Source organism: Mycetocola sp. BIGb0189, from assembly GCF_024810155.1.
In the GTDB taxonomy this organism is placed as follows: Bacteria; Actinomycetota; Actinomycetes; order Actinomycetales; family Microbacteriaceae; genus Mycetocola; species Mycetocola lacteus.
On sequence record NZ_JANUED010000005.1, the window covers coordinates 51,548 to 77,677 of the forward strand.

Sequence of the window (26,130 nt, forward strand, 5' to 3'; positions counted from 1 at the left end):
GCCGACACCGCGGCGAGGCCGAGACGCGGCGCAGCCGCCAACCGGCGGCTATGCCCCGGGCTGCGGGATCTCGCGTTGGAAGAAACGCACCCCGACCCAGCGGTCAAACTTATACCCAACCCGGGCCAGGGCACCGGCATCGGTGAAACCAAAACGGCGGTGCAGGGCCAGGGAGGCCTCGGTACCCTCGTCGGTGATCACCGCGATCATCTGGCGCAGACCGGCGGCGGCCGAGGCATCCAGCAGTGCACCAAGCAGCAGCGACCCGAGCCCCTGTCCGGCGGCGGCCGGGTCGAGGTAGATCGAGTGCTCGACTGTATAGCGGAAGGCCGACTTGTCGCTCCACGGGTTGGCGAGGGCGTAGCCGAGCACCGCGTTGGTGTCCGTCTCGACCGCGACTAGGAACGGCAGCCCGGCCGCATCCGCCCGCGCGATCCGCGCCTCCCAATCGGCGACGGGACGCGGCACCTCGTCAAAGGTGATCGTGGAGGTGGCCACATAGTGGTCGTAGATCGCGGCGATGCCGGGGGCATCCTCCGCGCGAACGGGACGAAGCGAGATCATGGGGAAATTCTAGAACAGGGTGTCCTCGGGGAGCGACCAGTCCACGGGTTCTTGTCCCGCCGCGACCAGCGCCGTATTCGCCGCCGAGAACGGCCGGGACCCGAAAAAGCCGCGGGAGGCCGACAGCGGACTCGGGTGTACACCCTCGATCACCGTGGTCCCGGCCAGCGCCGGGGCCAGGGTGCGCGCATCGTTGCCCCAGAGGATTGCGACCGGAGGCTGCGGGAGCGCCGCCAGGACCGCAATCGCCCGGTCGGTGAACTCCTCCCAGCCGCGACGACGGTGGGACCCGGCTCGTCCCGGGGCCACGGTCAGTACCCGGTTGAGCAGCAGCACGCCGCGCTCGGCCCAGGCCGAAAGGTCGGCCGAGGCGGGCGGGGTGATGCCTAAATCGGTGTGCAGCTCCCTGAACATGTTGGCCACGCTGCGTGGGATCGGGCGCACCGCGGGATCGGCGGAGAAGGCCAGGCCCACCGGGTGTCCCGGAGTCGGATAGGGGTCCTGTCCGACGATCAGCACGCGGGTGTGCGCGGGCGGATGGGCAAACGCCCGCAGCACCAGCTCGGGCGCGGGCAGAAAGTCCGGCTCGTCCGCCAGGCTCGCGACCGCCCGCGCATACGCCTCCGCGGCCGGCGCGAGCGCCGCAGCCCACTGGGGGTGCAGCAGCCCGCGCTCGGCCGCGGAAGAAAGTGTTGCAGGCAGCAGCCCGTACTCGTCCGCCGAGGCGGGCGTTGCAGGGAGGCTCAAGCTCACGCGCCGCGGGTGGAGACCGTGACGCCGTGCTCGGAACCGATGACCTGCCACAGGCTGCCCTTGCCCACAACCTCGAGGCGGCCGTCGGCGATGATCAGCGCGGTCTCGGTGTCGATCCCGATACCGCCGGGCACCAGCGCGCCCTCGGTTGCGGCGACCAGACGGCCGAGGCTGCCGGTGGCGGCGGGGGCGGTCACGACGCTGAGGTCGAGCAGGCCGAGGCCCTGGGCCACGGTCACCTCATCCAGACCGAAGCCGTACTCCTCGGGGCTCACCGGCACGCCGCCGATCCGCCAGCCGCCGATCAGGGCCTTCTCGGCGGCCACGATCGCGCCCGCCCCGATACCCAGGTAGGGGGTGTCGGCGGCCACACGACGACGGATCTCACCGTCGATCGGGGCCAGGGCCGCACGCACGGCCTCGGGCTCGCCATCCACCACCACGATGGCGCTGGCAACCGCGATGGCCTGCAGGTCAAAGGTGTCGGAGGTGGTGACCACGCTGAAGCGTGCATCCCCCTCACGGTGAGCGGCCTCGACCAGCTCACGCGCCTGGTTGGCCGCGGTGTCCCCCACCGCGAGCACCACGATGCGGGTGTCTTCCCCGGCCTGGCTGCGCACGTCGGCGATGAATCGGCCCCACAGCTCCGCACACAGGCTTCCGGCCGCGGCGGCGGTTCCAGCCGCCGGTACGCGAAGCCCACCGGTCAGATAGATTCCCATTGTTTGTATCTCCTGAAGATTGAGGTTTGCCGGATGGGTCGCATCCCGCCTGTTCAACCGTAGCTCGCTCCCGCCGTAATCCGAGGACTCGGTTGGGCATGCCGCGGCATGAACCCTCGACTTTACCCCTACTATTTCGACATGGTCGAATTACAGGGACGTTTTGCCCGAAAGGGAGGCCGGGCGCTGGGCGTCACCGCCTCGCTGATCGGTTTTTTGGTGCTGGTGGAAATCTGCAGCGGCATCATCCAGGGCTACTACATTCCCCTGGTTCCCGACATCGTGAAGCACCTGGGCATCCACGATGCCGACTTCAACTGGTTTGAGGCCTCTCAGCTGCTGCTCACCGCCATCGTGGTGCCGATTATGGCCAAGCTTGGCGACATGTACGGGCATAAACGCATCCTGCTGATCGCGACCGTGTTTACGGCGATCGGCAGCTGGGCGCTGGTGGCCGCCGACTCATTCTGGGTGTTCCTGGGGGCCTGGGCGATCCAGGGGTTCTTCTCGGTGTGGCTTCCGCTGGAAATCGCCCTGATCTTTGACCGCGGCCGCCGCACCGGCAGCGCCGCCGGAGATACCCGCCGCGCGGCGGGCCTGCTCGTGGTGGCGCTGGAGCTCGGCGCGATCCTCGGGGCACTCGGTGGCGGGCGCATCTTTGAGGCGCTGGGTGGGGACGTTCCGACCACCCTGGCGATCCCGGCCATTGCGGTCACCCTGGTGTTTTTTGTCATTCTGTTTGGGGTGCGGGAGTCCGAGCCGCTGCCCGAGAAGCGCACGCTGGATCTGACCGGTTTTGTGCTGCTGAGCATCAACATCGCGCTGATCACCGGCGGGCTCTCGCTGCTGCGCCTGAACGGGGTGGAGACCTGGTGGGTGTGGATCCCGATCGCACTGGGCATCATCGGCTTCTGGCCGTTTGGCCGCTATGAGCTCAAGCAGAAGGACCCCGCCATCGATCTGCGCCTGATGCGTCAGTCGCGCATGTGGCCGGTGCAGCTCACCGCGGGGCTGGTGGGCATCAGCGTGCTGGGCGCGCAGGTGCCGCTGAGCACCTATGCGGGCACCCCACGCGAAAACGGCTACGGGCTGGGGCTGCCCGCCGGTCAGCTCTCGCTCCTGATCGGTGCCTATCTGATTTCGATGATCATCGGCGCGATCCTGTTCCCGATCGTCTCCAAGCGAGCGACTCCGCGAATCGCGCTAATCGCCTCGGCGATCTCGGTGGCCGCCGGTTATCTGCTGCTGATCCCCTTCCACCTCGAGGTGTGGGAGGTGGTGATGTGCATGATGATCGCCGGGGTCGGATCGGGTGCCCTGGTGGGTGCGCTGCCCGCCGCCGCGGCCGCCGCCGCTCCCCCGGGCCGCACCGGCATCGCCTCGGCACTGACCAGCACGTCTAAGACCATCGGAGGCTCGTTCTCCTCGGCCATCTTCGGCATCGTGCTGATCGGCGGCGCGGCCACAACGGTGACCGCCGGTGCCTCCTCGCTGGCCGGTTACATGACCGTCTGGGCCGTGTGTGGCCTGTCGGCCGCGGTGGCCGTGGTGCTGCTGCTGTTTGTGCCCAAGCTGTCGTTCTCGGACGCACCAGAGAACGGTGCGCCGGAGGATGGCACCCCGGAGGACAGCCCGCTCGGAGACACCCCCGCCGACGCCCGCTAGCCCGAACACGGCAAACGGCCCTCCCCACTCGGGGAGGGCCGTTGCTCGTTGTTAGCCCTTGGCGGCGCCGGCGATGCCGATCGCGGTGACGATCTCCTCGCCCACGGCCACGCCGTCCACATCGGTGGCCACCCGCACGGTTCCGGCGGCATCGAGGTGGAACAGGCTGCGGCCGTCCTCCTCGCCGCCCTCGATCATCTCGATCCGGCCCTGCGGGGAGAACCCGAACAGGTCGGGACGGGTCATCGTGAGCACGGTCACCGGGTCGTGCGGCACGTTCCAGGTCTCGTTCCAGTAGTCCCACCACTGCTGCACGTCGGCGCGCAGCGCGGCACCGAGCTCACCCGAGCGGCCGATCTCCTCCAGCTGGTCGGCACGGATCTCGATCTTACGGGTCACCTCCAGCCCGGTCACGGTGGTGGGGATCCCGGCACCAAACACGATGTTGGTGGCGGTGATGTCGCTGCGGAAGTTGTGCTCGGGTTCGGTGCTGGTGAACGCACCACCCATGATCCACAGGTGACGCACCGAGGAGGCGAAGTCCGGGTGGGCCTGAATCGCCGCGGCAATGTTGGTCAGCGGTCCAATCGCGATCACGTCGATCTCACCCGGACGTGCGATCACGGTATCCACCAGGAAGCGGATCGCCTCGCCCTCGTGCACGCTCTCGCGCTCGAGGTTCGGGTGCAGGCTCCCCTCGTGTCCGGGCCACCACACCTCGCGACCGGACATGGTTTCGCGCAGCCCCGAGTAGACGGGGATGTCGCGGCCGGCCATACCGGCCAGACGCCTTGCGAGGCGTCCGCGCAGCAGGGTGTCGCCGTAGACGGTGGTCACACCCAGCAGGGTCACGTTGGAGGTGCCTAGCAGCTGGGAGAGGGCCAGGGCGTCATCAACATCGGAGCCGATATCGGTGTCGAGGATGACGTGGTGAAGCGAGGTCATGAAGGGGTTCCTTCTGGGTTGAAGCGGGTGTCGGGCACGCGGGCTACTTGAGCCCGGACGTGCTCACCGACTGAATGAAGTAGCGCTGGCAGATCATGATGATCAGCAGCGGGATGAGGGTCAGGATGACCGAGGCTGCAAACATCACGCCGTAGTCCACGTTGAACTGGCCCTGCAGGTTGGACAGCGCGACCGGACCCACGATGTGGTTCTGATCGGTGCCCATCAGCAGCGGCCACATGTACGCCTGCCACTGGAAGAGGAACAGGGTCAGTCCGGCGCCGATCAGCGCCGGCCTCGAGAGCGGCAGGTAGATCCGGCGGAACACGCCCCACCAGCCCAGGCCGTCCAGGCGCGCGGCCTCGACCAGCTCGGTGGGGATCGCCAGGAAGAACGTGCGGATCAGGAAGATCGCCATGCCGTTACCGATCCCCGGGAGGATCAGTCCGATAAACGTGTTTTGCAGGTTCCAGTCGCGGAACATGTCCGCGAGCGGAATCGCGATCGCGTCAAACGGGATCAGGAAGGAGAGGATCACGATGCCAAAGATCGCCCCGCGTCCGCGGAACGGAATGGCCGAGAGACCGAACGCCGCCATCGCGCAGATCAGCAGACCCGCCACGACCGTGACCACGCTGATAAACAGCGAGTTGCCGATCGCCCGGCCCAGATCCCCACTCAACAGCGTGACGTAGTTGTCGAGGTTGGGGCTCAGCGTGAAGAAGGTCTGCCAGCTCAGCGGGTTGAGGAAGGCGAAGGTGTCACTGCCCGGACGCAGCGAGTTCACCAGCGTCCACCACAGCGGCAGCAGGAAGGCCAGCCCGATCAGCGCCCCCACCAGCGAGAGCAGCAGATAGCGGGTGCGCAGTCGGCGCGGACGCCGGGTCACGGTCACACTCATGCGGCGTCCTCACTCTTGAGCAGGCGGAACTGGACCGCGACAATCGCCAGGGTCAGCAGCACCAGGATGATGACCTCGGCCTGGGCAGTATTGAGGTCCCCGAGCGTATAGGCGCGGTTGAAAATATCGTGCATGAGCAGGTTTGTTGATCCTTCCGGGCCCCCCTTAGTCAATATCTGAACCGGTGCGAACACCAGGAAGTTGGACACCGTATCGGCCACCAGCACAAAGGCCAGCGGGCGGCGTACCAGCGGGAAGGTGATCGTCCACAGCTGACGCCAGGCACTCGCCCCATCCAGGGAGGCGGCCTCATACAGCTCGGTGGGGACGTCGTTGATGCCGGCAATCAGGAACAGCATCCAGTAGCCCACCCCGACCCAGCTGAGCAGCACCATGATGGCGGTGAGCGACTGCGTGGGCGAGGTGAGGAAGGGCTGCGCGGGCAGGCCCAGCATCCCCAGGAATGCGTTTCCCAGGCCGTCGGGACGGTAGATCACGCTCCAGATAACCGCGGAGACGGCGGGCGGAACGGCGATCGGCAGGATCACCAGCGAGCGCCAGAATCCCGATCCCGCCGCCCGCCGGGTGTAGAGCACCGCAAGCAGGAACGCGATCGCGACCTGCACCGGGTTGATGATCACCGTAAAGAGCAGGGTCACCAGCAGCGAGCCGATGAAGTCGGCACTCGAGAACAGTTCGACATAGTTGTCCAGGCCCACGAAGTGCTCACCCCCGGAGAGGATGCCACCACCCTGCAGGCTCTGCCAGAACGCGACCACCGCGGGGGCGAGGCGCAGCAGCACCAGGCCGATCAGCGCGGGCGAGAGGAACGCCAGCGCGACCAGCGTGGGCCGCCAGACCAGGCGGGAGCGCCGGCGCGGGCGCCGCGTCCCGGGGAGGGGGGACGCGGCGCGCGGGCGCTGAATGCGTGCGCCGGGTGCGGTCATCGCAACTTTTTCCAGGCGGCTTCGATCTGGGACTGAGCGTCCTTCAGGCGTGCCTCCACCGGGGAGCCGTTACGAATGTCGGCGAAGGCCTTGTTCATCATCGACTCGAACTGCACATAGCCCACCGAAACCGGACGCGGGACGGCGGTGGTCTTGATCTCCTCGGTGATCAGGTCGGCGACCCCGGTGCTGTGGGTTCCGCCGAGGGCCTCAAGGGTCGGCAGGTACTTGGCCTGTGCCTCGGTGTTGGCGGGGATGATCGTGGTCTTCTCGGTGGTGGCGAGGTTACCGGCGGGGTTCAGTGCGGCGAACTCCAGGAACTTCTTGGCGGCATCCTTGTGATCCGAGGCGGGGTTGATGCCCCAGGACCAGGAGCCGTTGGGGGTCACGGCCTTACCGCCGGCAAACGCGGGCATCGGGACGACGCTCCAGTTGAACTTGGCGTTCTCGGCAAACTTGCCCACGTCCCACGGCCCACCGATAAAGAAGGGCACGTCGCCGTCGGCGAAAACCGGGCTGGTCTGGAATCCGCCCACCCCACGCGGGGAAACGTTGTTGGAGTAGAGGTCGGCGTACCACTGCATGGCCTTGGTCCAGCCGGGGTTGGTCACATCGGCGGTCAGCATGTCCTTACCGGTGATGCCCGAGCCTCCGCCGAGGGATTCGGCGAGGGGCTGCAGCTGGTAGTAGCCCTCGACCTGCTCGAACAGCAGGCCCCACTTGCTGCCGGCAGCCTGTGCGGCCTTACCGGCGTCCACCGTCTGCTCCCAGGTCCAGCGCTCGGCCGGGTTGGCGCTGGGGGCGGCGATGCCCGCCTTGGCCAGGGCGTCGTTGTTGACAAACATCATCTGGGTGGAGTTCCAGACCGACAGCGCCCAGAGCTTGTCCTGGTACACGTTGACCGAGTACTGCTCGGGGGTTGTGGCCTTCTTCGCCTGGTCCTTCAGGTCGCTGAGGTCCTCGAGGAATCCCTGCGCGGCGAGCTGGGAAACGTTGGGCTGATCGACCGTGTAGACGTCGATGTCCTTGTCCTTGGCTGCCAGCCGCTGCTGCAGCGTGCTGGAGAGCTGGTCGAAGGGCACCTGGGTGTACTTCACTGTGGTGCCCTTGTTCTCGGCCTCGAAGGCGGAGATGACCGGGGCAAAGGTGGCCGGGTCCTCGGCACCGAGGAGCTTCACCACGGAACCGTCCGCGGAACCGGAGTCACCCGAGCTGGCCGAGCAGCCGGAGAGTGCGAGCGCCGCGGTGGCCGACAGGGCTACCAGCGCGAGGGAAACACGCCTCATGTGAGGAGTCCTTTCACGAGAGTGAGGGGTGGTGTGGACTTCAGGGGGGATCATCCACACCACCGGATCTAACCGCATAGACTAAGCGGTTAGATGACCCTATCGCGCAGGCGACGCGCATGCAAGCGGATCCCGCCTCCCGGCGGCAGCCACGCTAGGATCGTGATATCTAACCGAGTAGAAACAGGGGTGCCCCGTGGCCACAGGCAGGGACGTAGCGCAGCTCGCGGGAACCTCCACCGCGGTCGTCTCCTACGTGTTCAACAACGGCCCGCGCAATGTCTCCCCGGAGACCCGGGAGCGCGTGCTGGCCGCCGCCGCGGAGCTGAACTATCAGCCCAACGCACTCGCCCGCGCACTCAGCGCCGGCAAAACCTCCTCGATCGGGCTGATCGTGCCCAACATCGCCAACCCCTACTTCGGCGAGCTGGCCCGGGCCCTGGAGGATGCGGCCCTCGCCCACAATCACCTGCTGATCATCGCCGACTCCGCCGGAAACCCCGAGCAGGAAACCCGGCACTGCGCGTCCTTCCTCGGCCGCCGGGTCGACGGGGTGATCCTGGTCTCGCTCTTCGACAACCCCGATCTCAGCGCATTCCGCCGCGAGAATGTCCCGGTTCTGGTGCTGCACCCGATCGATCACGCACACGGGGTCAGCTCGCTCACCATCGACTACGAGGCCGCCGCCAGGGACGCCACCGCCCACCTACTGGACCACGGCTATGACAGCATCGGCATGCTCAACGGGCTGGGCGAAACCGCCGGGGCCCAGCAGCACCGCGCGGGTTTCGAGGCCGCGCTGGCCCGGCATGCCGAGCGCAATCCGGGTATCACCGTGCGCGCCGAGGAACGTCCGGCCGAGATCTCCCGCGCCGCCGCGGCACGGATCGCGACCGCCTGGCTGGCCGAGCCCGACCGTCCGCGCGCGATCTACTCAACCACCGATGAGCAGGCCTTCGGGGTGCTCTACGCGGCACACGTCAACGGGCTGCGGGTGCCCGAGGACCTGGCGATCGTCGGCTTCGATGGCACCGAGCAGACCGAGTTCGCGGTGCCCCCGCTCACCACGATCGCCCAGCCGATCCGGCAGATTTCCAACCGGGCCATCGAGCTTCTGGTCCGCTATGTCCCCGACTCCCCGGTCCACGAGCTGTTTGCCTACACGCTCACCCGGCGCTCCTCCTGCGGGTGCGAGCCGGGCTAGCCCGAAACTAGCGCTTCATCTTCAGCTCGCCCTTGGCGACCTTATGTGGTGCCGCCTGGGCGACCGGCTTGACCGTGAGGTGGTCGATGTTGACGTGGCCGGGCAGTTCGACCGCGTGCACGATGGCCTCGGCGATATCCTCGGCGCTCAGCGGGTTGGGCACCTCGGCGTAGACGGCATCGGCGCGGGCCTGGTCGCCGCCGAAGCGCACCAGGGAGAACTCCTCGGTGTGGACCATGCCCGGGGCGATCTCGATCACCCGGATCGGCTCGCCGGAGAGCTCCAGACGCAGCACGTCCAGCAGCGCACGCTCGGCAAACTTGGCCGCGTTGTAGCCGCCACCACCCTCATAGGCGGTGTGTCCGGCAATCGAGGTCACCCCGACGATCGAGGCGGTCTCGCCGGCTGCGGTGCTGCGGCGCATGGTGGGCAGCAGGGCCGAGATGACCCGCTTGGTGCCCAGCACGTTGATGTCGAACATCTTCTGCCAGTCCTCCACCGAGGACTCCTCGATGCTGGCCAGTCCAAACGCGCCCCCGGCATTGTTGATCAGGATCTGTACGCCGCCGTTTGAGCGCACGTATTCGGCGAGCGCCGCCACGTCGTCCTCCGAGGTGAGGTCGGCCGCAAACACGTCGGCGCCGGTGCGCTTAGCCAGCTCGGTGAGCTTATCGGCACGGCGGGCTACCCCGAGCACCTCGTATCCCTTGTCACGGAACAGGGCGACGGTTGCCGCCCCGATTCCCGAGCTTGCTCCGGTTACCACTACGCGCTGTGAAGTCATGAGAATAGAGTACGCCCGCCGGGGTCAAAACACCGATCCTGCAAGGATGCCCGAATCCGCCGGACACACCCCCGGCGGACCCCCACACGCGATAGTGTTTCGGTGGGCGAATCACCCCGCACCCGCGTCCCCGACACAATCGCCGGATGCGGACACCGTGTCCCCCAGTCACCGCGCATGACGTCGTGTGTCGGTCGGGGGTTCCCACGGGTGGCGGGTTCGGTTTAGCCTCAACCCACTTCTACTTTTTCGATCAGCCCGATCGCCACAGTTTCCGACCCGTGAGGACAACCATGACCGATGCAGCAAACGCCGCCAACTGGCGGTTTGAGACCAAGCAGATCCACGCCGGTGCCGCACCCGACCCGGTAACCGGTGCCCGTGCCACCCCCATCTACCAGACCACCAGCTACGTGTTCCGCGATGCCCAGCACGCACAGAACCTGTTCAGCCTGGCCGAGCCAGGCAACATCTACACCCGCATCCAGAACCCCACCCAGGACGTGGTTGAGCAGCGCCTCGCCGCCCTCGAGGGTGGATCGGGCGCCCTGCTGGTTGCCTCGGGTCAGGCCGCCACCACCAACGCGGTTCTCAACATCGCCCAGGCGGGCGACCACATCGTGTCCTCCTCCTCCATCTACGGTGGAACCTTCAACCTCTTCAAGTACACCCTGGCGAAGCTCGGCATCGAGACCACCTTCGTGATCAACCAGGACGACCCCGAGGAGTGGCGCCGCGCCATCCGCCCGAACACCAAGCTGCTCTTTGCCGAGACCATCGGTAACCCGCAGATCAACGTGCTCGACATCCGCGGCGTCTCGGACATCGCTCACGCCGCCGGCGTTCCGCTGGTGGTGGACAACACCATCGCGACCCCGTACCTGATCCGTCCCTTCGAGCACGGCGCGGACATCGTGGTGCACTCGGCCACCAAGTTCCTCGGCGGTCACGGAACCGTCGTGGGTGGCGCGATCATCGACGGTGGCCGCTTCGAGTGGTCGAAGAACGCCGAGCGCTTCCCCGGCCTGACCACCCCGGATGAGTCCTACCACGGCATCACCTACTCGGAGGCCGTGGGCGACGCCGTGGCCTACATCATCAAGGCCCGCGTGCAGCTGCTGCGCGACATCGGTGCGGCGATCTCGCCGAACAGCGCCTGGCAGCTGCTGCAGGGCATCGAGACCCTGTCGCTGCGCATCGAGCGCCACGTATCCAACGCCCAGCAGATCGCCGAGTGGCTGGAAAACAACCCGGATGTGGCCTCGGTCAACTACTCGGGCCTGCCCTCGAGCCCCTGGTACTCCTCGGCCAACCGCTACGCTCCCAAGGGTGTCGGCGCGGTGCTCTCCTTCGAGCTCAAGGGTGGCGTGGACGCGGGTCGTGCACTCGTGGACAACCTCTCGCTGTTCTCCCACCTCGCCAACATCGGTGACGTGCGCTCGCTGGTGATCCACCCGGCCTCCACCACCCACGCCCAGCTGAGCCCCGAGGCCCAGCTTGCCGCCGGTGTGACCCCGGGCCTCGTGCGCCTCTCGCTCGGCCTGGAAAACATCGACGACATCAAGGCCGACCTCGAGGTGGGTCTGGCCGCGGCTCGCGCACTGGTGCTCTCGCGCGCCTAGCCCGCACACACACAACCGGCCGGATGCATCAGCATCCGGCCGGTTTTGTGTTGCGTGAGACTGGGCGTTCCGAAGACTCGTCCGGGCTAGGCGTGGCTCGGCGCCGGGGTGAGCGGCGCGGGTGCGGGCTCGGCCGAATCCAGCACAAAGGAGATGTCGGCGCGGGCGGGCCACTCGGGCTCGCCCAGCATCGGCTCCTCGTACATGCCGTTGGGGTCATCGATCAGCTCGGTGACCAGACGGCGCATGCGGCCATCCTCGATCTCCAGGCTGGCCTCAACCGGGATCCCGTAGGAGCGGAAGCGCGCCTTGACCGGGAAGACGAAGGTGTGCGGGACCGCGCGCGGGGCGCTCTCATCGACGCTGAGAATCACGGTGTCGCCGCCATCCACGCCGAGCAGCGGAATGGTTTCGCGAGCCACCGTGAGCTGGGAGCGCAGGGCCTTGGAAGAGTGGTCGGCGGTGAACTCCAGCATCCCGGCGATCACATCGTAGGCACCGGCCTCAAGTTCCACCGTGTGTTCGGGGTGCTCATCGTGGGCGGTGATGGTCATGGTGTCGCGCATGTCCACGGCGCTGGCCGCAAGCGAGAGAGCACCGGTGGCACCCGCCAGCAGGAGGCGCGGATTGCGCACGCGACGGGTCACCAGGGCGCTCATCACGGCGGCGTCCATCTTCTCGCCAACCTCGGCGAAGGCCATGGTGGCGCCGGCGGCACCGACGGAGACGCCGAGCCGGGCCAGGGGGTTACGGGCGAGGCCATCTTCACGGCCGAGGCTCACCCAGGTGAGCACACCGGTGGTGACGCCGAGTCCGGCGCGAAGGGCAAGTCGGCCTGCTGGGGAGCGCTTGGCCGGGTCGATCAGGGTCAGGGCACCAAGAATTCCGGCCGCCGCCAGCGCATGCTGGGGCGAGGTGGGATCCATCAGTCGACGAAGGAATCGGGGCTGCTGCATGCGCTTAGTCTAGCCCCGGTTCCAGATTCGGGCGTGCGCGCGGAGGGAACGCCCAGTTCTGACCGGTGGTCGGTGCGTCATATCCGCCCCGCATGCCCGGTTATTTTCTCAGTTCCGTTCGGATGCGACGTCACAATGTCGCATTGATTCCGGGAAGCGGCCACAATGGGGGCATGGACTGGCAGACACCCGAAGAATCCGTGCCCTCGAGTATGATCACCGAGGATCTGGCACGGGCGCTCATGGGTAAGCCTCCGGCAACGGGGGCGTGGCGTGACGGAGATAAGCCCGGCAACCGTCAGTTCGCCGGCCTCGGTGCCTTTGAGCCCGAGCGCGGCGGCCGACTGCCGTTTGTGCGCATTGCCTATGAGACCTTTGGGGAGCTCTCCCCCGAGCGCGATAACGCGATTCTGATCATTCACGCCTTTACCGGAGACAGCCACGTGCGCGGTGAGGCCGGCCCCGGCCACTACACCGCGGGCTGGTGGTCGGAGCTGGTGGGTCCCGGCCTCGCCATCGACACCGACCGCTATCACGTCGTGGTTCCCAACATCCTCGGCGGTTGCCAGGGCTCGACCGGTCCCGCCTCCTTCGCCCCCGACGGCCGTGAGTGGGGTGAGCGTTTTCCCTATCTGACCGTGCGCGATCAGGTGCGTGCGCAGGCACTGCTCGCCGATCACCTGGGCATCGAGCGCTGGAATGCGGTGATCGGCGGCTCGATGGGCGGGATGCACGCGATCGAGTGGGGCGTCACCCATCCCGAACGCGTGGCCCGGCTCGCGGTCCTCGCGGCCCCCGCGGCGATCAGCGCCGACCAGATCGGTTCAAATCTCACTCAGCTGCAGGCGATCACGATGGATCCGGGCTGGGCACAGGGCCGCTACTACGATGCCGATGACGGCGAGGGTCCGCACGCGGGCCTCGCGCTGGCCCGGCGCATCGCGATGCTCAGCTACCGAGCACCGGATGAGCTCAACGCGCGCTTTGACCGGATCTGGCAGTCCTCGATCAGCCCGCTGGGTGATGGCGGACGCTTCGCGCTGGAATCGTACCTGGATTTCCACGGCAATAAGTTCACCCGCCGCTTCGATGCCAACTCCTATCTGACCCTGCTGCAGGCGATGAACTCTCACGACGTGGGCCGGGATCGCGGCGGCGTCGAGGCAGCCCTGGCGCGGGTCACCGCACCCACGCTGGTTCTGGGCATCGATTCGGACCGGTTGTTCCCGGTGGAAACCCAGCATCGGATCGCCGCCGGCGTCCCCCGGGCCCTGGATGGGGATACCGCCACGGTGATCAACTCGATCTATGGCCACGATGGCTTCCTGATCGAGTTTCCCGCGGTGGGCGCGGCCATCACACGACTGTTATCCACTGAGCCCTAAACTGCCAGGTATGGACCCCGAGGACGCGACCACCCCCGAGCTGCCCGGTCGGCACCTGGGGCGTGCACCGCGCCGCTCCCCCGCGCTGGGGCTCAGCGAGGCCGATCACTCACGCTTCCTCTGGCAGCGCGCCCGGCTGCTCTCGGGCACCACCCTGTCCTTCGCGATCGCCGCCGAGCTCACCGTACTCCTCGCGGTTTTTGCCCCCGGCGCGATGACCACCACGGGGCTCGGGATCACCCTGTCGCTGATCCTGATGCACCTCGCCGCCCACGTCATGCTCGCCGGACGCCCCAGTATGTTCCGTGTACTCACCGCCTTTGGGCTGGGCCAGGCGGTGATGCTGGTGCTGTGGAACGATCCGGCGGGCAAAACCGCGGTGCCCACCATCACCGCGGTCATCGCCATCGCCGGATGGGGACTGGGATCGGTGGCCACGATTCTGGTGTCCACCCGCGGGGAAACCCTGATCCTCGCCGGGCTCTTCGCCGGAACCCTGGCACACCTGATGATCGCCCTGCACTCGCTGCAAACCAGCGTGTTTGCCCCGCTCGTGCTGGTGCTGGGTTCCTGGGCGGTGTCGTTGGCCTTCGGGATCTGGCTCAATCAGACCTTCCCACGAATCATGCGGCGCATTTCCGGCATCGGCGGCGCCTATCTGGCCGAGCGTCAGGGTAGCGAGCGTGAGGCTCAGCGTCACCGTGACGCCCGGCTGCTGCACGACACGGTTTTAGCCACGCTGACGCTGCTGGCCCACTCGGGACGCGGCGTGGATGAAAACGCCCTGCGCGCCCAGGCCGCCTCGGACGGCAAGCTCCTGGAGCGCCTGCGCACCGGCGAGGAGGTGCACCCCCAGGCCTCGGGCGACTACCTCCTCACCACCACCGAGGCCTCGGCCCCCGACTATGAGCTCAAGCTACTGCGGGAACGCTTCGAACGCGCCGGCCTCACCGTGGCCATCCACGGCAGCGCCAACCTCTCCGCCTACACCCACAGCGGTCAGGCGATCCTACTGGCCCTCGCCGAAGCCCTGGAAAACGTGCGCCGTCACGCGGGAGTATCCACCGCCGACGTGACCCTGAGTGAGACCGACACCGTGGTGCGCGCCGTGGTCACCGACAGCGGTGTCGGCTTCGACCCCAACGCCGAGCGCGACCCGAACCGACTGGGCATGTCCGAGTCGATCATTGGCCGCGTGGGCGAGGTGGGCGGAACCGCACGGGTGTTCAGCGCACCGGGTGCAGGAACCACCATCATGCTGGAGGTCCCGCGATGATTCAGCGCAGCCACCACAACACGCACGGCACCACCACCTCCCCGGAGGTCCCGCGATGAACCAGCGCAGCCACCACAACACGCACGGCACCACCACCACGCCGGAGGCCCCGCGATGAACCAGCGCGAGAATCATCCCCGGGCCCCGCGCTCCACCGCGCGGCTCAGTACCGTGCACCTGGGGACCGGTCTGGCCCTGGCGGGCACGATCGTGGTCGCGGTCTCCTACCTCCGTCTAATCGAATACTGGTCGCGGTATATGGTGTCCCTGCCCACCCGTTTTGCCTGGATCCTTCTGGGCTGCGTGGTGGTGGGCACCGTACTGCACCTGCGTAAGACATCGGCGCGGCTGGGGCCGGTAGCCTTCCGCGTGATCGTGACCCTGCTGCTCGGTGCGGCCGCACTGGACTTTGCCGGGGTCTGGGATATCGCCGAAAACCCGGTCTATCCCACCGCCGCGGTGGCAGTGGGTGGGGTGCTGGTGGCGATGACCACGCTGCGTCCCACCGGCGAGATGATCCTGCCCGGAGCCCTCCTCACCGCGGGGTTCGCGTTTCTCCTGATCATCCAAACCGCCTACGAACCACACCGCAGCCCTCCCGAGGGCGTGATGATGGTGTTTGCGCTGGTGCCCCTGGCGATCGCGATCACCATCGTCGGCACGTATCGCCGGATGGTGACCCAGGCCCTCGACCGCGTACTGCTGCAGGCCACGATCGAGCTGCCCACCTACGGTCCCGGCTCGGGCACCTCGGCCGGACTGACCGCGCTGGACCGCGAGGTAGAGGAGATGTTTGCGCGGATCGCCGACGGCACGCTAACCCTGCCCCTCGATCCCGAACATGCCAAGCGCGCGGGTGAGCTGGCCACCGAACTGCGTGCACACCTGATCGCCGGACACCAGCAGACCTGGCTCGCCCACGCGATCTCCGAGTCCGCGGTTTTGGCCGGTCGGCTAAATGTTATCGATCCGCAACGTTTGGCCGCGAAGCTCAATCGGGAACAGCGCGACGGGCTGCTGTCGGCACTCTGGCTGCTCGCCGTGACCGATGGTGACACCGATCCGAGGGCCACAATCGAGTTCCGCGATGAGGCCCCGGATGCGCCTCAGATCACATTTGTCATCATTATTGATGTGGATGGATTGACACGTTTGGAAATTGAACCGGCGACGTGGCCCGGTTTGGACCGTGTCGGACGCTATGGTGTTAGCAATACCGTTACCGGAGTTCAGATATCCGTGCGGGTGGCAAACCCTGTCTTGGGGACGACGAGAGGAAGCTATGAGCCGTGAAGACGCTCACATTCGGTTGGCGATCATTGACGATCACCGGATGCTCTTATCGGCCCTGACCGAGTGGATTCGCGCCGCCGCCGAAGACATCGTCCCGGTGGCCGCCGTGGCCACCTGGCCCGACCTGCTGGGCCACCCCGAATTCCCGGTGGATGTAGTTCTGCTGGACCTGGACCTCAAGGACAACATCCCGATCTCGCTGAAGATCGCGACCCTCAACACCACCGGCGTTCGCACCGTGCTGATGAGCACCTACTCCGAGCCCGCCGTGGTTCGGGAGGCCCTCGCCGCCGGCGCCATGGGCTACCTGGCTAAGAGCGAGGATGCCACGATGATCGTGGAGGCGATCCGCGCGGCCAACCGCGGTGAGAACTTTGTCTCCGCCGAACTCGAGGGTGCCCTGAACAACACCGCCCAGGGTGGTGCCCCCAAGCTCAGCGCACAGGAGCGTCGCGTGATGGCGCTGTACGCCTCCGGCGAGCCGGTCAAGTCCGTCGCCTTCGAGCTCAGCATCTCCGAGGAGACCGCCAAGAGCTACCTCAAGCGCATCCGCGAGAAGTACCGCGGTGCCGGACACGATGTGGGCACCAAGGTTGCGCTGCGCAAGCGCGCAATCATCGACGGCATCATCGTCGACTAGCACGCACACAAATGGCCCCGTCTTTCGACGGGGCCATTTTTGCTGCCTCACGAACGATAGTCGCGCTCGCGCAGAGGGCCAGCCTGCCGCCTCACGGACGTTAGACGCACTCGCGCAGGAGACGGTGCCGCGCTGGGCTCTAAACCCGCTCGTGCGGGGCCAGGTGCCGCTGGGCGCGGTAGGAGGCCATCACGATCAGGATGCCGGCGATGGTGAGCGCGAGGCCCACCCAGATCGGGGCGCGGTAGCCCAGCTGGGCACCGATCACCAGGCCACCGAGGAAGGCACCCACGGCGTTACCGATGTTCATGGCCGAGTGGTTGAGGGCCGCGGCGATGGACTGGGCGTCGCCGGCCACATCCATCAAACGTGTCTGCACGGCCGGGCCGATACCGCTGGAGGCGAAGCCCACCAGGAAGATGAAGATGAACAGGCTCGGTGCCCATCCGGCGGCGAAGTACAGTCCGATCAGCACCACCACCATCATCAGGAAGTACCCGTAGAGGGTGCGGCGCACGCTGCGGTCCACGAAGTGTCCGGCGGCGAGGGTTCCGATGGTCATACCCAGACCCATCGTGGCCAGCAGCCAGGGGATGTGGGCGGGATCGATGCCGGCCACGTCGGTGCCGAGCGGTGCCAGGTAGGAGTAGACGGCGAAGAATCCACCGAACCCGATGGCGCCTATGCCGATTGCGAACCACACCTGCGGGCGCTTGAACACGGTCAGCTCACGGCGCAGGGTCTGCTCGGAGTTGCCCTTGACCCGCGGGATGACCAGGGCCACGGCCACGGCGGTGAGGGCAAAGATGCCGGCTACCAGGAGGAAGGCCGCACGCCAGCCCATACTCTGACCGATCGAGGTGGCCAGGGGCACACCGATCACGTTGGAGACGGTGAGGCCGGTCATCACCAGGGTGATGCCGCGTCCGCGCTTCTCGGGGCCCATCAGGCGTGCGGCGACCAGGGCGGCGATGCCGAAGTAGGCACCGTGCGGGAGGCCGGCGAGGAAGCGGGCGGCGAGGATCCAGCCGAAGCTCGGCAGGACCGCGGTGGCCAGGGTACCCACGGTGAAAGCCACGGCGAGCCAGAACAGCACGGTCTTCCGGGAGAACCGGGCAACACCGGCGGCGATGGTCGGCGCACCGATCACCACGCCCAGGGCGTAGAGGGTGATCATCCAGCCCGCATGGGAGTTGGCCAGCTCGGGGTTGGTGGCGTACACATCGGGCAGCAGGTCGCGGGCAATATCGGGCAGCAGGCCCATCGCGACAAACTCGGTGGTACCGATGCCAAAGGCCCCGATGGCCAGGGCGAAGAGGGAGAGGCGGACCCGGGCCGGAGTGATACTCGCCGGGTCGACATAGGTGCGGGACATTACACCCATTTTACGGCATTACTCAAATCGATTCGACCGTATTACCAAAGGTTCATTCGGATACCCATTTGCGCCGACGCGCGGCTTTTCCCGGCCAGTTTCGCAGATTTGGGAATGATTCTAATTCCCCGTCTCTTGCGGTTTATAGATGATGATCATCATCTATAAGTTCACGCGACTCGAGACGGAGCATCACATGGAGTTTAGACAGCTGGGAAAATCGGGACTCATGGTCCCCGCACTCAGCCTGGGGACCGCCACCTTCGGCGGGACCGGCACGATGTTTGAGCGCTGGGGAACAACCCAGCAAGCCGAGGCCCAGCGCATCGTGGATATGGCCCTCGATCACGGCGTCTCAATGTTTGACACGGCCGACGTCTACTCCGGCGGACAGTCCGAGGAAATCCTCGGACAGGCACTGCGTGGAAAACGCGATCAGGCGTTGATCACGAGCAAGGGCACCTTCGCGATGGGCAAGCACCCCAACCAGGTCGGCTCCTCGCGATATCACATCGTGCGCGCGGTGGAAGACAGCCTGCGGCGTCTCCAGACCGACAACATCGACGTCTACTTCATGCACGGGTTCGACGCACTGACCCCGGTGGAGGAAACCCTCGGCGCCCTGGACGATCTGGTCTCCAGCGGCAAGATCTCCTATATCGGCGCATCGAATTTCTCCGGCTGGCAGGTCATGAAGGCATTGGCGACCTCCGAACGCTATGGACTCGCACGCTATGTCGTGTATCAGGGCAGCTACTCCCTCGCCAATCGCGACTATGAATGGGAGCTGATGCCTCTGGCCCTGGACCAGGGACTCGGCACGATGGTGTGGAGCCCATTGGCCTCGGGTCGACTCACCGGCAAAATCCGTCGCGGGCAGGCCCCCACCGAGGGACGAATGACCCAGGGAGGTCAGAACGATGGCCCTCCAGTGGACAACGAGGTTCTCTATCCCATCGTCGATGTACTGGATGAGATCGCCCAGGAACGTGGCAAAACCATCCCACAGGTGGCTCTGAACTGGGTACTCAGCCGCCCCACCGTGGCCAACGTGGTCATCGGCGCGCGGAACGAACAGCAGCTCGCGCAAAACCTGGATCTCCTGTCCTGGAGCCTGACCGGCGAGGAGATTGACCGGCTGGATTCGGTGAGCCACCGCGACCCGATCTACCCCTACTGGCACCAGCGCGGGTTCGATCGGCGCAACCCCAAGCCCACGAACTGGTAACAACCGGGGCGGCGGCCGTCGGGTTACACCGACGGCCGCTCGGCGGTCGGTGCCTCGTTCAGGAGCGCGGCATGGGCCGCGGCGATGATGTCATCGGAGAGCGGGGTCCCCTCGGTGGCCTGAGCGAGCAGCAGCGCCCCCACCATGGTGGAAATATCACCGAGCGCTCGGGTTCGAGCGGCCTCGCCATCGGCGGGTTGAGCCCGGGTCAGGATGTCGATCAGCTCCTCCAGCCCCGCCCTGAAGGTGTCGCGCACGGGCGCATCAACGGGGCTGTGACTCACGGAGCTGGCCAGGGCAACCATGGGGCAGCCCTCGCCCGGGTCGGCCCGGGTCGCCGGGTCCAGATAGTAGTTCACCAGCGCGCTGCGCGGATCGGCCGTGCCCTCGGAACGATCAACCGAAGCCTGCCAGTCGCTCGCCGATTGTCCAAAGGCTCGGGTGCAGGAGACGGCGATGAGCTCGTCTTTGGACGCAAAATGCTTGTAGAAACCGCCGTGGGTGAGTCCGGCTGCACCCATCACGTCGGCCACGCTGACCCCGAGGCCACGCTCGCGCATGAGCCGTGAGGAGACTCGTTCAATTTCGGCCCGATTTCGTTCGGCCTCTGCTTTGGACACCCTGGGCATGTCTTGCTCCCGCTCCACGCCTCTTGATTGCGTATGACATCTATTCTAGGTCCCGGCGGTGGGCCCGCCCCGAGCATCCCCATCGTGATCGCGGCGCGGGCCCACCGCTAGGATGGGTCGCATGAGTCACGGGTGCCGCTCACCGCACTCGACACCCCACGCAGGAGCGCAGCACGCATGGATCTTGACGATTCCCTCCCCCGGATAGCTCCGGTCCTCACGTCCACCCAGCGGCGCGCAGCAATCGCGATGCTGGTGCATGTGTTCGACATGGATCCCGCGTGGAAACGCATCGTGAGGTGGCGTCTGGCGCGGGCGCTGGTGTTGCGCGTGTATTACCGGCGTGCGCTGCGAGTGGCTCTCGCCGAGGGGCGGGTGGACATGGTTCCCGGCCCCGACGAGTCACCGCTCGCCCTGGCCCTCTGGTTCCACCCGCGGCCGGCCGCCGGTGCCGCGGATGTCTGGCACCTGGAGGCGATCGTGGTGGCCGAGTCGGCTCGTGGCCAGGGTCTCGGAGGGTACCTACTCCGGCACGCCCTCGCCGATCTCGATGCCCGGGGAGCCATCGCCACCCTGGATGCCAGCACCCCCGACAGCCAGCGACTCTACGAGCGTCTCGGCTTCACCCCGACCGGTCCGATACCGCCCTGGCCGTGGCCGCGGGATCTCAGGATGCGGCGTGAGCCTCGCGCGAACGACGCCGGAACAGCAGCGCCGTAAGCAGCGCGCCACCCACAAAAATACCCGCGGTAATCGCGTACACCACCGCGTAGCTGTATACCGCGGAATCGGCAATCACCTGCGGAGTGGCACATGATGAACAGCTCGTTTTTTCGCGGTACGCAGTTGAACAGCTCGGCTTCCTCCTGGTGTCCAAACGCCCAGAAACCGAGATCTCCCCGATTGCCGCCCGGGCTTCCCGCTGGCTGAACGAGGAGGAAACTCGCTGAGCCGGGGCCACCCATGATCACACCATGGATGGCCCCGGGTTCACTCCACTATCCCGGTGACCCGGCCCGGGCCCGGCGCAGCATCACCGCACCACCCAGCATCAGCAGGAGCGCAGCGAGGAACAGCATCTCCAGTGGCGACTGCGAACCGGTTGTGGCCAGCCCGCCCGGAGGCGGAGTGCCCGCGGGGTCCCCGGGGGTGACGGTCGGGGGTGTGACCACCGGACTCTCGGGCTTGGGCGGAACCGGGTGCTCGGTGTCGGCCGGCGGCGGCGTGATCGGCGGCACCCCCGGCGGCTGGGCGCTAGCGGTCACCTGGTTTTCCAGGACCTCGCCCCCGGCGTTCTGGTTGACGGTCACCGAGTAGGTGATCTCCACCGTCTGCCCCGCGGCGAGCGCACCGGTCCACACCAGGGTGGCCTCCTCGGGATCAACAACCGGGTCAACCGTGCGGAAGCCGTTGATCGTGGCCACCGCGTCATCGTTGTAGGTGACAGACTCCCACAGCCCGGCCATATCGTCCTCGATCACCACCGGATCCAGCACCGTTTCACCGGTGTTGGCACCGGTCACCGTGTAGGTGATCCGGCTTCCGGGAAGAACAACCGTGCCCGATGCGGGATCGGCGCTCTTACCCAGCTCGAATCCCGGAGTGGGAACCGGATGCTCGGTTTCACCCGGCGGCGGCTCGATCGGCGGCAGCCCCGGCGGGGTCGCCTCTCCGCTCACGCGGTTGCGGAGCAGCGCACCCGAGGCGTCCTGGTTGACGGTCACCGAATAGGTGATCGTCACGGTTTCGCCCGGTGCCAGAACCCCGGTCCAGACCAGTGATTCGCCGTCCTCACCGGGAACCAGGGTCCCCGCCGGATCGGTTCCGTTGATGCTCGCCGCGGCATCCTCGTTATAGGTGACGTGCTCCGACAGTCCGCTCAGATCATCGGTAATCACCACCGGATCCAGCACCGTCTCACCCGTGTTGATCCCGGTCACCGTGTAGGTGATGGTGTCCCCCGGAGGAACGGCCGTGCCGTTTTCCGGATCGGCGGACTTGCCCAGCTCAAACCCCGGGGTCGGCACCTGATGTTCGGTATCCACGGGCGGCGGAACAATCGGCGGCAGTCCCGGCGGGGTTGCCGTGCCGCTGACGTGGTTGTTCAGGGTCTCGCCCGAAGCATCCGCGTTCACCGTCACCGAGTACGTGATCGTGACGGTTTCGCCCTCGGCCAGCACACCGGTCCAAAGCAGCGTTGCCGCCTCGGGGTCGTGTGTCAGGGTTCCGGCGGGATCGGTACCGTTGATGCTCGCCGCGGCATCATCGTTGTAGGTGACGTACTCCGACAGCCCGCTCAGATCATCGTTGATGACCACCGGGTTCAGGATCGTCCCTCCGGTGTTCTTCCCCGTCACCGTGTAGGTGATGGTGTCACCCGGGTGAACGGTGGTTCCGCTCACCGGATCGGCGGACTTGCCCAGCTCAAACCCCGGAGTCGGCACCGTGTGCTCGGTGTCCACGGGCGGAGGAATAATCGGCGGCCGCTCCGGCCCCGGCGGGGTGGCGGACCCACTCACGTGGTTTTCCAGCACCTGACCCGTCGCGTCTTCGTTCACCGTCACCGAGTAGGTGATGGTCACCGTCTCGCCCGGGGCCAGCGCACCGGTCCAGAGCAGCGTGGCCTCGTCGAGGTCGGGCGTCAGCGTTCCCGCCGGGCCCGTCCCGTTGATCTTTGCCTCGGCATCGTTGTTGTAGGTGGTGTAGTCCGAAAGACCGGCCATCTCGTCCAGGATCGTGACCGGATCCAGCACGGTACCGCCGGTGTTACGGCCGGTCACGGTGAAGGTGATCTTCTCTCCGGGGTTCACATCCGCGCCCGAACGCGGCACCGAGGTTTTGCCCAGCACAAATCCCGGGGTGGGGACCGGATGTTCGGTGTCCACCGGCGGGGGCTCGATCGGCGGCAAGCCCGGAGGCGTTCCGGCACCGGTCACCCGGTTTTCGAGCGTGTGCCCCACGGCGTTTTCGGCAACCGTCACCGAATACGTGATGGTCACACTCTCACCCGGCTCGAGTACCCCCGTCCAGACAAGGTTCGTTACCACCGGTTCCGGAGTGAAGGTGCCCGCGGGGGTGGTCCCGTCAATGGTCGCGGCGTGATCGTTGTTGTAGGTGGCAAACTCCACTACCCCGGCGAGGTCATCCTCGATCACAACCGGGTCCAGCACGGTCTCCCCCGTGTTTGTTCCCACGACCGTGTACCTGATGATCTGGCCGGGATGCACCTCGGTGCGATCCGCGGGGTTCGCCACCTTGGTGAGTTCAAAGCCCGGGGTCGGGACCGAGTGCTCGGTGTCCGTGGGCGGCGGAGTGATGGGCGGAACTCCCGGCCCCGGCGGCTGCGCCGAACCGGTGACCGCGTTCTGCAGCTCCTGGCCGATGGCGTTGGGATTCACCGTCACCGAGTAGGTGATGGTGACGGTTTCGCCGGGTTTCAGCGCGCCCGTCCAGTCGAGTTTCCCCGTGGTCTTGTCCAGGGTGAGGACTCCCGCGTCCGTGGTTCCGTCGATCGTCGCAAACGCATCGTCGTTGAACGTGACGTACGGCGAGAGACCACTCAGATCATCGTGAATCTCCACCGGGTCGAGGATGGTTCCGCCGGTGTTGACACCCGTCAGCGTGTAGGTGATGGTGTCACCCGGGTTCACCTCGGAACCGTGCGGCGGGTTAGCGGTCTTGCCCAGGGTGAACCCGGGGACGGGCACCGGGTGCTCGGTCTCCCCGGGCGGCGGGGTGATCGGCGGGCCCACCGGCGGCACCGCGGTGCCGGTTACCCGGTTCTCCAGCACCTCACCGAAGGCATTGGGGTTCACGGTCACCGAGTAGGTGATGGTGACGGTTTCGCCGGCGTTCAGGGCACCGGTCCAGCCGAGCTGCGCGTTCTTCGGATCGGTGTTGAGGGTGCCCGCCGAGGTGGTTCCATCGATGGTCGCGAACGCATCGCCGTTGTAGGTCACGTAGTCCCAGAGATCATCCAGGTCATCGGTGATGGTGACGGGGTTCAGCCGGGTGTTTCCGGTGTTGGAACCGGTCACCGTGTAGGTGATGACATCCCCCGGCGCCACGCTCTCCCCGTTGGCCGGGTCGGAGCTCTTGCCCACCACGAATCCCGGTGCCGGGGCGGGCAGCAGGGTGTTGGTGACCACCACGTTCACCGGATCCTCGGACTGACCGTCGGCGGTGATGGTAAGGGTCGAGGGCACCACGCTCGCGGTTCCCCACACCCCTCCGGGTACCGCCGGGGGCGTCGACTCGGTCAGAGTCAGGACGGCCCCCACGGGAAGCTCTCCGCTGGTTTTCACCTCGCCGTTAGCGGGCAGAAGCAGGGTCCCGCTACCGGCCGGGAACGATCCATCGGCGGCCGCGGGGTAGGTGTAGTTCAGGCGGAAGTCGGCCAGCCCCGAGGGTGCCAATCCGTTGGCGTCCACCAGGACCTTCCTGGCCGAGAATGCGCCGACCGAGGGCTCCTCATAGTTCGCCTCGTTGGTCACCCGATAAAAGGTGAGCGCACCCAGGTTGCCGTTTGCGGAGGTAAACGTCACGTCAAAAACGCTGTCGCCCTCCGAGCCGGGAATGGGGTTTCCGCTCGCATCCACCAGCTGGAATTCACCGTCCCAGACAACGTTCTCGGGCTCGGTCGGGGTGACCTCTTCGCCCACCACTCGGGTCCCCGCGGGGAAGGAGCTGGACCATGTGGTCTTGCCGGGGCGCAGCGTCAGCGTCCCGTCCGTGCAGCCGGGGCCGGAGTGCGAGGCGTGGTTATAGCCGGGCTTGGTGGTATCGCAGGCCTTGTAGGTCACGCCGTAGGCGGTGGGGAGATCGGGATCGCGCTCGGCGGTTCCGGTGATCTCCTTCTCGAATGCCAGTCGGCCCTGGTTGGTGCCCACTGCGCCACCGCTGCCGCTCTGGTTGGTCACCGAGCCCTCGACCTCGGTTCGCTCTTCATTATCACCCACGATGATCGTGGCGCTGTTGCGGTAGGTGCCCTGGGCACCGTGGTCCAGGGTCTGAACCTTCCAGGTGACCCAGTACACGCGGCCCTTGAGCCCGCGCTCCCCCTCGGGAAGGGTGGGGTCTTGGTAGCGTCTTCCGGCGGCGGTGGTGAAGTCTACCTGCGTGCCGTCTTCACTGACGGTGAACTCATCCTCGGGCAAAAAGGTTCGTGAATAGAAGTTGAGCTCTTCGCGGCCGTCCGGCTCCACGATCACAACGTCGAAGTACTCAACGTAGGGGCTGCCCGGCAGGACCTCGTAAATGGAGGTGTCGATCTCGTCGATGACGGTGACCGGAACGCCGATCTCCATGCCGTCCGATCCGGGGGTGGGAACACGAACCTCCCAGCCGATGGTGTCGTCGGTCTTGTCGTACCAGCCGACCTTTGAGCCGTCCTCCGGATCAAGCTCGCAGTCCTCCTCACACTGACTGCTTCCCGGGCGAATGGTCACCTCGTTGGTGAAGTTGTCAACGATGGGAAAACGAACGGTTTCGTCCTCGGTGTTGCCGTTGATGACCGTCACCTCGAACTTGAAGAACCCCTCCATGTTCTGCGGATGCTCCGTGACATAGTCGTCATCGAGCTCGCAGTACACGGACGCATTGCTCACCGTACAGGTTCCGTTCGGCGTGCCATCGGGCGCGTACAGGGTGATGGTCTCGGGCTCACCGCGCAGCTCTTCGGGGAGCGGAATCGTGCCGGAAACCGGAACGACCGCGTCTCCCGGGATGGACATCTGGATGTCCAGCCACTGCTTGGTGCCATCCTGGAACTCATTGATCTGCACACCCTCTTCGGTGACAAACGTGATGCTATCGATGTTGACCTGATTGGACGCCGCCACCGCGGCGGATCCCAGGCCCACCGCCGTCCCCAGCAGCAGTGCCACACTCGCGATCACCGCCGCGGTTTTGCGTAGCAAGCCCCGTTTTTGGCGTCGATAATTACCGCTGGAAAGT

21 protein-coding genes are annotated in these 26,130 nt (G+C 66.5%); 9 read left to right on the plus strand and 12 right to left on the minus strand.

Annotation, left to right across the window (positions count from 1 at the left end; translation table 11 throughout):
- Positions 1–48 precede the first annotated feature (48 nt).
- Genes M2390_RS09100 through M2390_RS09110 form a run of 3 tightly spaced genes read right to left on the minus strand, consistent with a single transcriptional unit; the run spans position 49 to position 2,039 of the window.
- Positions 49–564 (minus strand): GNAT family N-acetyltransferase, encoded by a 516-nt coding sequence (locus M2390_RS09100; RefSeq protein ID WP_259178139.1) that lies wholly within the window; start codon positions 562–564, stop codon positions 49–51.
- A gap of 9 nt (positions 565–573) precedes the next feature.
- Positions 574–1,311 (minus strand): uracil-DNA glycosylase, encoded by a 738-nt coding sequence (locus M2390_RS09105; RefSeq protein WP_259178140.1) that lies wholly within the window; start codon positions 1,309–1,311, stop codon positions 574–576.
- 2 nt (positions 1,312–1,313) lie between these two features.
- Positions 1,314–2,039: a peptidase S51 gene (locus M2390_RS09110; protein ID WP_121689145.1), complete on the minus strand. Its 726-nt coding sequence runs from the start codon at positions 2,037–2,039 to the stop codon at positions 1,314–1,316.
- Positions 2,040–2,180: 141 nt separating this feature from the next.
- Between M2390_RS09110 and M2390_RS09115 the strand changes: the two genes are divergently transcribed.
- A complete protein-coding gene (locus tag M2390_RS09115) occupies positions 2,181–3,704 on the plus strand; it encodes an MFS transporter (protein ID WP_259178141.1) in 1,524 nt (507 codons plus the stop codon).
- Between the two features lie 51 nt (positions 3,705–3,755).
- On the opposite strand, the gene M2390_RS09120 is transcribed toward M2390_RS09115, so the two are convergent.
- Genes M2390_RS09120 through M2390_RS09135 form a run of 4 tightly spaced genes read right to left on the minus strand, consistent with a single transcriptional unit; the run spans position 3,756 to position 7,783 of the window.
- Positions 3,756–4,649, minus strand: a complete 894-nt coding sequence (locus M2390_RS09120) for a nucleoside hydrolase (protein ID WP_259178143.1) — start codon at positions 4,647–4,649, stop codon at positions 3,756–3,758.
- 43 nt (positions 4,650–4,692) lie between these two features.
- Positions 4,693–5,550, minus strand: coding sequence for a carbohydrate ABC transporter permease (locus M2390_RS09125; RefSeq protein WP_259178145.1), 858 nt, complete (start codon positions 5,548–5,550; stop codon positions 4,693–4,695).
- On the minus strand, positions 5,547–6,497 hold the full coding sequence (locus tag M2390_RS09130) for a carbohydrate ABC transporter permease (RefSeq protein ID WP_051701931.1): 951 nt from the start codon (positions 6,495–6,497) through the stop codon (positions 5,547–5,549). Before M2390_RS09130 ends, M2390_RS09125 begins: the two co-directional genes overlap by 4 nt.
- A complete protein-coding gene (locus M2390_RS09135) occupies positions 6,494–7,783 on the minus strand; it encodes a sugar ABC transporter substrate-binding protein (RefSeq protein WP_259178149.1) in 1,290 nt (429 codons plus the stop codon). Before M2390_RS09135 ends, M2390_RS09130 begins: the two co-directional genes overlap by 4 nt.
- A gap of 196 nt (positions 7,784–7,979) precedes the next feature.
- Here M2390_RS09135 and M2390_RS09140 point away from each other — a divergent pair, with 196 nt between their 5' ends.
- Positions 7,980–8,987: a LacI family DNA-binding transcriptional regulator gene (locus M2390_RS09140; protein WP_259178150.1), complete on the plus strand. Its 1,008-nt coding sequence runs from the start codon at positions 7,980–7,982 to the stop codon at positions 8,985–8,987.
- Positions 8,988–8,994: 7 nt separating this feature from the next.
- Here the strand turns inward: M2390_RS09140 and M2390_RS09145 are convergent, their stop codons facing one another.
- A complete protein-coding gene (locus M2390_RS09145) occupies positions 8,995–9,771 on the minus strand; it encodes an SDR family oxidoreductase (RefSeq protein ID WP_259178151.1) in 777 nt (258 codons plus the stop codon).
- 293 nt (positions 9,772–10,064) lie between these two features.
- On the opposite strand from M2390_RS09145, the gene M2390_RS09150 reads away from it, so the two are divergent.
- The gene (locus M2390_RS09150; protein WP_259178152.1) at positions 10,065–11,393 is read left to right on the plus strand and encodes a bifunctional o-acetylhomoserine/o-acetylserine sulfhydrylase; all 1,329 of its coding nucleotides are present in this window, start codon (positions 10,065–10,067) and stop codon (positions 11,391–11,393) included.
- An 86-nt stretch (positions 11,394–11,479) separates the two neighbouring features.
- Here M2390_RS09150 and M2390_RS09155 read toward each other — a convergent pair whose 3' ends face one another.
- On the minus strand, positions 11,480–12,349 hold the full coding sequence (locus M2390_RS09155; RefSeq protein ID WP_259178153.1) for a hypothetical protein: 870 nt from the start codon (positions 12,347–12,349) through the stop codon (positions 11,480–11,482).
- Between the two features lie 173 nt (positions 12,350–12,522).
- Between M2390_RS09155 and M2390_RS09160 the strand changes: the two genes are divergently transcribed.
- The 4 genes from M2390_RS09160 (at position 12,523) to M2390_RS09175 (ending at position 16,943) form a co-directional block, all read left to right on the plus strand.
- The gene (locus M2390_RS09160) at positions 12,523–13,734 is read left to right on the plus strand and encodes a homoserine O-acetyltransferase (RefSeq protein WP_121689155.1); all 1,212 of its coding nucleotides are present in this window, start codon (positions 12,523–12,525) and stop codon (positions 13,732–13,734) included.
- A 10-nt stretch (positions 13,735–13,744) separates the two neighbouring features.
- Positions 13,745–15,010 carry a sensor histidine kinase gene (locus tag M2390_RS09165; RefSeq protein ID WP_259178154.1) on the plus strand — a complete coding sequence of 422 codons (1,266 nt, stop codon included), beginning with the start codon at positions 13,745–13,747 and terminating at the stop codon, positions 15,008–15,010.
- A 114-nt stretch (positions 15,011–15,124) separates the two neighbouring features.
- The gene (locus M2390_RS09170) at positions 15,125–16,303 is read left to right on the plus strand and encodes a hypothetical protein (RefSeq protein WP_259178155.1); all 1,179 of its coding nucleotides are present in this window, start codon (positions 15,125–15,127) and stop codon (positions 16,301–16,303) included.
- Positions 16,293–16,943, plus strand: a complete 651-nt coding sequence (locus M2390_RS09175; protein ID WP_030148896.1) for a response regulator transcription factor — start codon at positions 16,293–16,295, stop codon at positions 16,941–16,943. The genes M2390_RS09170 and M2390_RS09175 overlap by 11 nt, the downstream gene beginning before the upstream one ends.
- 139 nt (positions 16,944–17,082) lie before the next feature.
- On the opposite strand, the gene M2390_RS09180 is transcribed toward M2390_RS09175, so the two are convergent.
- Positions 17,083–18,318 (minus strand): MFS transporter, encoded by a 1,236-nt coding sequence (locus tag M2390_RS09180; RefSeq protein ID WP_121689158.1) that lies wholly within the window; start codon positions 18,316–18,318, stop codon positions 17,083–17,085.
- Positions 18,319–18,514: 196 nt separating this feature from the next.
- Between M2390_RS09180 and M2390_RS09185 the strand changes: the two genes are divergently transcribed.
- Entirely contained in the window at positions 18,515–19,546 is a 1,032-nt protein-coding gene (locus tag M2390_RS09185) for an aldo/keto reductase (protein WP_259178161.1), read from the plus strand.
- Between the two features lie 23 nt (positions 19,547–19,569).
- Here M2390_RS09185 and M2390_RS09190 read toward each other — a convergent pair whose 3' ends face one another.
- Positions 19,570–20,106 (minus strand): TetR/AcrR family transcriptional regulator, encoded by a 537-nt coding sequence (locus tag M2390_RS09190; protein ID WP_259178163.1) that lies wholly within the window; start codon positions 20,104–20,106, stop codon positions 19,570–19,572.
- 246 nt (positions 20,107–20,352) lie between these two features.
- Between M2390_RS09190 and M2390_RS09195 the strand changes: the two genes are divergently transcribed.
- On the plus strand, positions 20,353–20,895 hold the full coding sequence (locus tag M2390_RS09195) for a GNAT family N-acetyltransferase (protein WP_259178165.1): 543 nt from the start codon (positions 20,353–20,355) through the stop codon (positions 20,893–20,895).
- 278 nt (positions 20,896–21,173) lie between these two features.
- On the opposite strand, the gene M2390_RS09200 is transcribed toward M2390_RS09195, so the two are convergent.
- Positions 21,174–26,093 (minus strand): isopeptide-forming domain-containing fimbrial protein, encoded by a 4,920-nt coding sequence (locus M2390_RS09200; RefSeq protein ID WP_259178166.1) that lies wholly within the window; start codon positions 26,091–26,093, stop codon positions 21,174–21,176.
- Between the last annotated feature and the right edge of the window lie 37 nt (positions 26,094–26,130).